Raw genomic sequence first — 9880 nt, forward strand, 5'->3', positions numbered from 1 at the left:
AATCTGGAAGACCTGCGTAAGGCTGAAACAGCTTCCGAGGACTAATCCAATAAATCTTAAAAACTCACTGTGGTAGTAGCACAGTGAGCTTCAATTTTAAATAACCCTATTTGCTTACACGCATACAAACTTTCCTGTGGAGCATTATCCCAACAATTCCCACGACGCGACATTGATTGACGAAGCTTCTTGTCCTTTATGATTTCAATAAACCTATAGCTAGTATAGTGAAATCCTTGATCTGAATGCAGGATCGCTTCTGCCTGTATGGTGCTACCATGGTTATTTATCAACTTAGTGACTGTGTCAAGGACAAAATCTACTTCCAAGGAATCACTTACCACATACGATAGAATCTGTTTGGTAAATGCATCAAGTATGGAAGGAAGATAGATAGGCAAATTTCCCGTTTCCCCTATAATTTTATTTACGGATGGGTTATTCCATAAATCATATAGGCAAAATAACCGACTGGCGCCATAAGAACCAGTAGTACCAATATTACGAGTATAACTTGAAGCCCTAGGTTACCAAATATTCCAAGTTTGACTGTATATTCTTCATTTTCGTTATGAATCTTTCTTAAGGAATCGTCTGCAACATTTACCGAATTTTTCATGTGACTGTCAGACTCTTTATCATTTTCAGTTATCTGCTTAATAACCTCCCTGATGGCATAAAAATAAAGAAAACAATATACCCCCATCCCAATTTCAGTGACAAAGGATAACAAAGCACATACCATATACCCCCATCTTATTTCCATACCCCAAAACGGAAGCGATATCATAAAAACCAGATTAACGAGCATTAAAATGCACATTACTTTAATATTTCTGCTTTTAAGGGCTAATTGGGTGTAAGAACAGTTTTCAAAATAAGTCACTGAATTTGTTAAGAGAACAATAAAAAAAACAAGGAAAACAAAAAAGACAGGTAATAAGCACAACAACATAAGAGGAGAAAAAATAGCCAGCCCCATCAATATCAAAAGGACAATCTGATAAGCAATCATTCTGTTATACTTTTTTAAAAGCTCGTGTGCTCTCATCGTTCTGCCCCTTAAAAGAAACCTTAAAAAGATAATGTAGCAAGTTACAGTAGAACTAGCAACATAAATATAACTATCAATGTGAGTATTGGTATTCCAAAAAACAAAGCTATCCACAGAAGAACTTTGTACCCTGTTACGCACCATAAAAAGAGAGGAATTAGTACAGCCCCCAAGATAAATAATGCTACACATTTAACTACAGGTACAACAAAACCATAGATTGTATCAGCAAAAAAGCAAATAGCTCCGCATGATTCACCAGGCTTATTACTTATACCCGATTCATTAGGGATAAACAGGATAGAAAATATTTGCAAAATCAGCCACCCCGTTAGAATTAGCACAGGTACTCTGACGAGCAACTTTAGAAGTTCGGCCTTTTCATCAGGAGGAATATCGTCATCATAATCATCATGGTCACCTTCTTTGCTTTCACATATTCCACTATTTACCTCGGAATTTTCCTCATCTGGCAATGGTTCAGGTAACCCACTTATATTTTTTGATTGTTTTCCCAATGTCATATAATTTCAATTTTCCATGACAGCAAAACGCTATCTTAGTTTAAGAAACGTCAACAGTGCCACAATTAAGAACTCCGGCACTGCTTTTTAACAAAAGTGCCATCGGCAAAGCCGCAGCGGCAGATCCCAGATTAGAAGCTTACTGATTCAAGATTATCCGTAATGCGGGCCGAACAGTGCCGAGAATATCGTAGACGGCATCCCCATACAGGCGGATGGTGCCATCCGTATCAACTAGCGACGCAAATGACTGATCGGCTCCCGGTGAACGAAGCCACCAATACGAACAGCCATAGCTGTCATCAACCCATGCACCTTGCTCGTGAGAATAGTCCGTGGGTTGACACTTTCTTGCAGTCTTTTTCTTGAAATACCTTTTTACCTCTGCAAAACTGAGACAAAACACCAGATCTTTGGTACTGTTTCCACCGCAGGTTTCAAATTCTGGATTATCGTCATTCTTGAGATTAGATACCTTGATTTTCTTCTGTTCCTCATCAGAAAATGCCACCTCAAGAAAATCATTGTTCAGCCATTTCCGAAGATCGCAGTCTTCCCATGATCAACATATTCAGCATGGTACTGCTTACAGTCAAGTCCGTAACGACTGATAAGAAGAGCTCCATTGCCAGAAACATCTAGCACTAGCCATTCAATAGGTTCCTTGGTATCACCATTATTTTGCGGGTAACGCCCGAACTTAAAGTAATCCCCAATCTTCATCTCTCATCACCTCAGTGCATTACGGTCAAAAACTCTTATCCCCTATCAATAAAACTGTAGCCATGACCTTTCGCAAAAGTAAAATTGTTGCCACGCAAACTGTATCTAACCCCTAAAGTGTAGTTTTTCATTCAGTCCAAAACGCCCTAAAATCATCACGAGTAAAAAACACAAATCTCGCTAAACCTTTGATTTTAGGGCATTTTAGCCACCTTTATTTCTCCCTTGACAGTAAAACTACCGTCTCGACGTGCGATGACACCCTACTGACTATGTCTGACATCCATTAGCAGTAACGTATCAACCTAACAACAGTTCACGTGACAGTGGTAACGAAAAAACATAAGCACTGACGTTTTAGTCCGTAAGGTCGAGCGTGCTATGCTTATGTCAAAGTAGCACACACCGCTAAATCTCATGTCTTCATCACCATAGTATCCCATAAAAGTTGCTATTTGTAGCGAAACCCTTTAACATCAGAAAAGAAAGTACTGTGAATCGCAGATATCAGACACATGATAACCATAAATTATACACATATGTTTATAAAGCACAAAGATTCCGGATATGAATTTGGAACAAAGGATTCGTTATGTCAGAAAGTGAAGTAATATTGTTAAATTCCCCTTATGGCGAAGTTGCTTATGAATCGTTTCGCAAGCTCAAAAGAGCTTTTGCCGATAAAAGCGCAATGATTAAGTCACTGGATGATAATGGAATGACCTTATATCCAGTTCTTCTGCGTCCGAGACGGTTTGGCAAGAGTACCTTTATCCAGATGCTGAAATGCTTCTACGACATATCATATGCTGACAGATATGAAGAACTGTTCTACAAGACTAATATATACAATGAACATCTGGAAAGCCATAACACCTATCATGTATTGAATTTTGACTTTTCCCGGGTTGGCACGCAAAGCAGTACCGTTATGTACAACAGTTTCTTTTCTGCGGTAGCTTTTGGCATAGATAATTTTAAGAGAAGATATCCTGATTTCATATTTAACTATGATAATTTGGACAAATCAGATTCTGTTACTCTGTTTAATAATTTCGTTTCTGCCTATGCCAGCTATTCCGATAAAGGCCGACTTTATGTGATGATTGATGAATATGATAATTTCGCCAACCAGATTCTATCACGTGATTTTAATCTGTTCCAAACTATAACCAGTGACGGAGGTTTCCTCAAAGATTTTTATGCTGCAATAAAAGCCGCTGCAGCCGATGCAGGATGTATCGCCAAAACATTCATTACCGGCGTATCTTCTGTATCACTTGATTCCCTGACCTCAGGATTTAATATTGCACTGAATGTCACTTCTGACGAATGTTTTAATGAATATGCGGGTTTAACTGAAACCGAACTTAAAAAGCTCATTCCTGAGCTGGTTGATATAAAAAGCATAGGTGTAACCGTCGATGAAGTAATTTCCAGAATGAAACCAGTTTACGATGGATACTGCTTCAGCCGACTGGCTAAAAGCACCTTGTATAACTCATCCATGTGCCTATATTATTTAAACAGGATGCAGAAGGAACAGGAATTTCTCGCCCCTGAAAAATATCTGGATCCGGCATCAGATCATGACGGATCGAAGTTACAGCAACTGTTTAACATTGCCGAAGATGGTTTGGCTGATAACATTATAGACACATACCTCAGTGGCGATTCGTTCTACCTCGAAAAACTTGCCGAAAACATCAATTTGAATAAATCAGAGAAGTATAGCGAAGTTCAGCTTTTATCCATGCTGTATTATCTCGGCTATCTCACCATTGATCCGGTACTGTCAAACTCAGACGGGCTAATGTTAAAAATTCCGAATCTCTTTATGTCGAAGCTGTTTGCACAATGCACGGTGGACTTGCGATTAAAGCCTAATAGCATATTCAGAGAACAGAAACTAGATATATCAGCACTACTTAATGCCTCGGATGATCTTTCATCTTTTGCTTGTTCCTGTACAGAGTTTTTAAGTAGTATCTTCACCAATCAGGTTCTTTTACACATGAGTGAGATGGCACTGAATCTGGTGCTCCACGCCAAGCTTAATTCCATGCGCGGAGTTGTGGTTGAGCTACAGAAATCGCTGAGAGTTATCGGCAAGGGAGAAAAGTATGCTGATCTGGTAATCACCATCAACAAGGGAAAGAAAAGTGAATGTACCTACCTCATCGAACTGAAGTACGCCGCTAAAAAAGACGCAACTGAAGCAAAGATTGAAAGTCTGAAAAATGAAGCAACCGAACAGGTACAAACCTACAAAACAGCCCTTGAGTTCAAGGGTAAACAGGTCAAAGCCTATGCCATGGTCTTTGCCGGTTCGGAATGCGTGTATTGCGGGTAGTTTGAACTGTTGCAAAATTTGCAACAGTTCATTTTCTGAAAACACAGCAGGTAATCTGCTACTTCTGATCCCTGCCCTGCTTAAGCCGTCTCTGGTCCTCCGGCTTTTGGGTATCTGACGGAATCAGCCAGGTATTGCCCTTAAGTACAGCTCCCTTGATCCTTCCTTCACTGCAGAGCTTGGAAACACGCCTTCTTGTTTGACAAGGGCTTAACATCATTAGGCGAAAAATCATTTTTATCCGGATGCCACTGCTTTGCTATTTCTGGAAATTTAGCATTTAAACTCTCTTGAACATTAATCATATTCTCTTCCGTTAATCTGCTTTCTTTAACCCTTTATCCTGATCCAAGTCAAAGCCTATCTGCCAAAAACCCATATCCAATAATTTCATTTGTGGATATGACAATCCACAGACCTTCAGGCCGCGTCTTGCTTTTTCAAGATCACTCTCATTTTGTTCATAAAAGTCAACCAGAGATAGTATGGAATTTTTTCCAAAGCGTCCAGCTGCAACTTTCTTACTCTTCACTCCCTCAATAAAGTACCTGTCATATGCCGGAACACATCCCAAAGTCCCCATCAGAACTTTGGTGACAAGAACCGATGACGGGTTACTCTTTACATCTACCTCTTTAACACTATCTCTAACTTCACCATAGTAATTTTCTATGAATCGATATAATTCCATCATAAGATTAAAGACTTCTTCATCTCGGAATTTAGAGCATTTGATTCCAAACAAGCAATCATATTGTGGCTTAAGAATTTCCTTAACAACCTTTTTATGTACTTTATAATCTTTCTGAAGAAGGAATGACGATCCTCTGTACATTCCCCAACTAGCAAGATAGAAGGCAAGATGCAAGCACAAATAATCTACATCTGCATCCGGATTATTCCTTGCATCATGAAAACACTTGTAACAATATTCCCATGAACGAAACCTGCCGTTCGAATCTTCACTTAGTGTCTTATAAAAGACCGTAGCAGACTTGATAATAGAATCAACCGTTCGCATATCTACAATCCCTCTTTTTATATCAAACTGAAATGCTTAAAAGCATCCATAATAGCTTCTTCCTTCTCAGGAGTACACTGTGGTACCCTTGCCGTCTTACCGGTTCCGTGATTATAGTTATCACGCTTCTCCAAGCCGACTTTATCCTTCATCTGAGCGATATAGAGGGATGAAATGCTGTATCCGTACTTCTCTTTGATATAGTCCTTTATCTTGGCATATGTGGCTCTACCGCCCGTATTATCAAGCTTTTCAACATCTACATCTATCTTGAGATATGTCCGTCAACTCTTTTGTCACCTAAAAGAACAACCGTCTCGACGTGCAAGGATGAAATAGCCTTTATATCAAGCGTTTATCATCTTTGGACTCACCAATATGTCGATTGAAGTCTCAACCCTGAAAAAATTATGAACATATCAACTATTCAGCTGCCATCAGATATAACTTGATCGGTATCTTAGTCGGTGACTTGGTCGGTCTATACCGATCAAGTTATTTTTTCAACCTGTATTTCTGGTTCCTGCTATTAGGCTTGTCAGGAATTGTCATTTCTATAACGCCGTGACTGAGTGCAGGATTTAGATAGTTCTGTCTGAAAGTAGGTCTGTGAGATAATCCAAGACGCTTCATAATTTCAGTGGCTGAAAGAGTATCTTTTCCTATAGCCTCTCGCAGTGTATCAACCAAAGGATCTTTTTGCTCCTCCACTTCATCGTTTCCGACAACAGTAGTATTCTGCAAAGTGTCCAGGATGACCTGCAATAAAAATTCTACAAAAGCACTGCTGTCAGCATCTCTGTCTGATTTGCCAAGAGCTTTATAATATTCTTCCTGTCGTGATCTTATCAGGTCTTCGACAGGCAACCAATAGAATATTTCATTCCAACGCCCGAGCAGCAGGCTGTGCCACATTCTTCCCAAGCGCCCGTTTCCATCAGCAAACGGATGAATAAACTCAAACTCATAATGGAAGATTGCACTTCGTATAAGCGGATGAATTTCTGATGCCTTATACCAGCTAAACAAATCCTGAATCTGACCGGGAACCATATTTGCCAGAGGAGCCATGTGAACAAGAGCTTTTCCGTTAAACACACCGACTCCGCCACTTCTGAATCTGCCATTTTCAGAAATAAGCTCTTTCATCATGGCTTCATGAGCCTTTAACAGATCATCAACAGAAAAAGGATCTAAAGTCAGCATCATCTCATACGTGGTGTATGCATTTTTAACTTCTTTGATTTCTACCGGATTGCCAAGAATTCTCTTGCCATCAATAATAGCTGTAACCTGCTCTAAAGAGAGAGAATTATGTTCGATGGCTAATGAGGAATGAATTGTTCTTATACGGTTCTCTTTTCTTAGATGAGGAGTGAGGTTTCCCTTAGACAAAACTTTGATCTGTCCTAACTGCTCACTGATAGCCGCTATTAAATTTGTAATTTTGTCCGTCATGTGAAACGGAGGCTGGTACTTGCTCACTGTCTTATCCTTTTATTGGTGTAAAACTGTTTTCGCCGTAAACGAATCTCCACTGTTTGCTCTTCAATGTTCGCTTATTCCGGTTCTTTAAACGTTCCACTTATGTGCAATGTCCGGTTATGAAGAGTATGTTTCTCGTTCAGCAGCAGATTCCTCAGAAAAAGTTCCAGGTACTCCGTTGTTTCACAGATGCCGTTTTTCAGATCATTATAGTTAGCTCGTACAAGAGCGTTTCTGAAGTACCATGCATTAATGGCAAAAACGTTGTTGGTCATATCAAATCCGAGTGTTCTCATGTACTTGATGAAGAACACTGCTGTTGTTCTGGTGTTGCCCTCTCCGAACACGTGAATCTGCCATAGTCTCGAAACGAAAACCGCAAGGTGATGGATGATCTCATCCATCGAAAGATTCTTATAGGAAAACTTCTTTTCTAAAGAGAAGTCATAATCCAGCGTTGCACTAAGCTCTGATGCACTGCCGTAAAGGACTGTTGCACCGTTCAGCACCCATTCCTTTTTTGTGATATTGTAATCCCTAAAGCATCCCGCGTGAGAATAGATGCCGGTGAACAGCTTTCGGTGAATGGAAAGATACTCGTTCGGAGTAAAACTGAAAGCTCTCTCTGATAAAAGAGAGGCTATTCTGGATGCAACCTTGTCTGCTTCCTCGGTGCGATCTCCTGTATCACGCACAGGATTTTCTTCGTAATAGTTCTGAAGAAGCTTATTAGCTTCCTCAAAGGAAATCTCTCCCTCGATATTGCGGACAGCAGTATGCATAAGGTAATCAGATGTCTTCAAACCATCAACAGCCTGCAAGCCAATGGCCGTGTGCCAGGCATAGCCTTTGTCTCTCTTGTTTGGCTCAGCTTCTCTGAAGTAGTCTTTGAAAGGATCTTTGTTCATCCTTATCACCTCGCCCCTATGATCTTATTAGTCAGTTCATTGTAATTAGGCAGATTAACAGTATTTTTTAAGATTATAACAGTAATGTGTCAAATTTGGATACATCCCAGAGGAACTGTATCCGACTGTCGTTATCTCACGCAACTCTTAAAAGCAATCGATAATGAGTCCATGTCAATTTGAAATGCGTTGCGTTCCAATATGGAAAAACAGTTATGACTATTTAAGTCTAAAATAAAAGGTATTTTTTCCGGCACCTTCGCGCTTTAATTCACCGGATGCAACCATATTTCTGAGAGCACTTTCAATTGAGCTTATACTTAATGAAGGACATTGTTCTCTGATATCCTGTTTTTTAAATCTGCCTATTTTATTCTGTGCTGCCATTCTCACCATGTCTAACGCAGAACGTCTGTTTTCAACAATCGTATATCTGTCTGCAAAATCTCTATAAGCCGAAAGAATCGTGCCAAGCAGGTATTTCACAAACGGAATGGGATCATTTTGTCCTTCATGCCAGCCGTCATGCGATGCAGCAAGAGCATCATAATAAAGATCTCTATATTTGGCTATTTTGGCCTCTAAAGAAATATATTTGCCTACATAAAATCCGCTCCGGTAAAGAAGAAGCGTTGTCAGAAGTCTGCTCATCCTGCCATTACCATCATTAAAAGGATGGATACACAGGAAATCATGAATAAAAATCGGTATGGCAATTAATGGCTCCAGTTCCATGTTTCCGATGACGCGATTATACTCTTCGCAGATACGATCCAGAGCCTCCGGTGTTTCATAAGGAGCAAGAGGTGTAAATAGTGTTTCTGTATGTCCGTCAGGATATGTTGCACTAATATAATTCTGTACCGTTTTTGTTCTCCCCGCTATAGGGTTATTCATGTGACTGTACAGAATTTTGTGCAGTTGCAGAATGTAATTTCTGGTAATGGGGATTGCATCAAAACTCTCATGGATAATCCCCAAAACATCTCTGTAACCGGATATTTCCTGTTCATCGCGATTTTTAGGAGTAGTTTTTTCTTCGACAAGCTGTCTGATGCGGGTACTGGTGGTTACTATTCCTTCTATGGCATTTGACGCTTCTGTACTTTGAATTTTCGCTATTTCTACCAGTTTTTCCAGCTCCTGAGTGCGTTGTTTCAGATACATTTCCTGCTTTCCGGCTTCACGATATATAGCCGCAATTAATCCAAGAAGCTCAGAATCCCACTTTTGGTCTTTGATCAATGAATAATTAAATTGTCGCATTCCCTTACTCCAATAACTTTCCCATAAATTATACCATAAAAAAAGGGAATACAGTGAGTTATAGTGGAATAAAACAAACATCTTTCAAAAGACTAATGGTTGACTTTCATTTGATAATACACCTTAGCATCAAACAAAAGTCAACCGCTATGTTGTTATAAAAATTGCAGACCAATCTTACGCAGCAACTTCAATTTCGATGCCCGACTCGAACTTCACCTTAAAGCGGTCATCATAAACAGTGATGGTCTCCACAAGGCGTCGAACCAGAGCATCATCGTACTCCTGAACTTCGGTCCCCTGCTTTGAGAGAAATGATTCCAGTTCCTCCAGTTTTAATCGTGATCCTTCCCTGTTCGCATCCTCGAGCTGAAGCCGGTACTTTTCATCACGGAGCTTAATAATCGTATGCGTGTAAGCAAATAGGGTTATTTAAAATTGAAGCTCACTGTGCTACTACCACAGTGAGTTTTTAAGATTTATTGGATTAGTCCTCGGAAGCTGTTTCAGCCTTACGCAGGTCTTCCAGATTATTTGACCTGCAGT

The 9880-nt window shown here is 39.9% G+C and carries 12 protein-coding genes; 1 reads left to right on the forward strand and 11 read right to left on the reverse strand.

The genetic code is table 11. The annotated features are described in order from the left end of the window. Positions 1-56: 56 nt before the first annotated feature. From T489_RS15495 to T489_RS0111235, 5 genes are all read right to left on the reverse strand, one after another. Positions 57-401: a DDE-type integrase/transposase/recombinase gene (locus tag T489_RS15495; protein WP_031580122.1), complete on the reverse strand. Its 345-nt coding sequence runs from the start codon at positions 399-401 to the stop codon at positions 57-59. A 26-nt stretch (positions 402-427) separates the two neighbouring features. Further along, a complete protein-coding gene (locus tag T489_RS0111220; RefSeq protein WP_031580123.1) occupies positions 428-1051 on the reverse strand; it encodes a hypothetical protein in 624 nt (207 codons plus the stop codon). Positions 1052-1095: 44 nt separating this feature from the next. Further along, complete coding sequence (locus tag T489_RS0111225; protein WP_031580124.1) at positions 1096-1578, reverse strand: hypothetical protein; 483 nt, start codon at positions 1576-1578, stop codon at positions 1096-1098. 139 nt (positions 1579-1717) lie between these two features. Then, a complete protein-coding gene (locus tag T489_RS0111230; RefSeq protein WP_031580125.1) occupies positions 1718-2089 on the reverse strand; it encodes a DUF6273 domain-containing protein in 372 nt (123 codons plus the stop codon). 17 nt (positions 2090-2106) lie between these two features. Beyond that, positions 2107-2301: a hypothetical protein gene (locus T489_RS0111235; RefSeq protein WP_031580126.1), complete on the reverse strand. Its 195-nt coding sequence runs from the start codon at positions 2299-2301 to the stop codon at positions 2107-2109. A gap of 592 nt (positions 2302-2893) precedes the next feature. Between T489_RS0111235 and T489_RS0111240 the strand changes: the two genes are divergently transcribed. Then, a complete protein-coding gene (locus T489_RS0111240) occupies positions 2894-4654 on the forward strand; it encodes an AAA family ATPase (protein ID WP_031580128.1) in 1761 nt (586 codons plus the stop codon). A gap of 58 nt (positions 4655-4712) precedes the next feature. Here the strand turns inward: T489_RS0111240 and T489_RS14990 are convergent, their stop codons facing one another. From T489_RS14990 to T489_RS0111270, 6 genes are all read right to left on the reverse strand, one after another. Then, a complete protein-coding gene (locus tag T489_RS14990; protein WP_157608242.1) occupies positions 4713-4889 on the reverse strand; it encodes a DNA-binding protein in 177 nt (58 codons plus the stop codon). Further along, positions 4822-4959, reverse strand: a complete 138-nt coding sequence (locus T489_RS15780) for a zinc-ribbon domain-containing protein (RefSeq protein WP_157608245.1) — start codon at positions 4957-4959, stop codon at positions 4822-4824. The genes T489_RS14990 and T489_RS15780 overlap by 68 nt, the downstream gene beginning before the upstream one ends. Positions 4960-4970: 11 nt before the next feature. After that, complete coding sequence (locus tag T489_RS0111250) at positions 4971-5675, reverse strand: hypothetical protein (RefSeq protein ID WP_031580129.1); 705 nt, start codon at positions 5673-5675, stop codon at positions 4971-4973. Between the two features lie 495 nt (positions 5676-6170). Continuing rightward, entirely contained in the window at positions 6171-7160 is a 990-nt protein-coding gene (locus tag T489_RS0111260) for a Fic family protein (protein ID WP_031580131.1), read from the reverse strand. Positions 7161-7234: 74 nt separating this feature from the next. Next, a complete protein-coding gene (locus tag T489_RS0111265) occupies positions 7235-8068 on the reverse strand; it encodes a Fic family protein (protein ID WP_031580132.1) in 834 nt (277 codons plus the stop codon). 219 nt (positions 8069-8287) lie between these two features. After that, positions 8288-9334: a Fic family protein gene (locus tag T489_RS0111270; protein WP_031580133.1), complete on the reverse strand. Its 1047-nt coding sequence runs from the start codon at positions 9332-9334 to the stop codon at positions 8288-8290. Positions 9335-9880: the final 546 nt, after the last annotated feature.

The sequence above is a fragment of the Ruminobacter sp. RM87 genome, assembly GCF_000701925.1.
Classification (GTDB): domain Bacteria; phylum Pseudomonadota; class Gammaproteobacteria; order Enterobacterales; family Succinivibrionaceae; genus Ruminobacter; species Ruminobacter amylophilus.